This is a genomic window from Pseudomonas sp. SIMBA_068, assembly GCF_046534705.1.
Taxonomy (GTDB): Bacteria; Pseudomonadota; Gammaproteobacteria; order Pseudomonadales; family Pseudomonadaceae; genus Aquipseudomonas; species Aquipseudomonas putida.
Window position 1 is genome coordinate 1 of the sequence record NZ_JAWRYI010001140.1, and the last position, 251, is coordinate 251.

General features: G+C 48.6%; 1 protein-coding gene. It reads right to left on the minus strand.

Annotated features, from left to right (window positions below; translation table 11 throughout):
* Nucleotides 1-251: response regulator transcription factor (locus SB756_RS33070; RefSeq protein ID WP_410913633.1), on the minus strand; the 251-nt coding region annotated here is incomplete at both ends.

Below are 251 nucleotides of genomic sequence, written 5' to 3' on the forward strand. Positions count from 1 at the left end.
GTTGCGTTTGGCAAACTCCGCCAGGTCAACCAGTGACGTCGCACCCAGCTTTTGTAGCAGTCGTGTTTTGTAGGTGCTTACGGTTTTATTGCTAAGAAAGAGCATTTCGCCAATTTGTTTGTTGGAATACCCTTGGGCCAGGTATTGCAATACGGTCACTTCCCGGTCAGTCAGTGATTGAATCTGCTCCTGCTCCGTCAGTTGCTCGGAAGGATTGACACTGTCAAACGTCAGAGAGGGAAAGAAGGAAT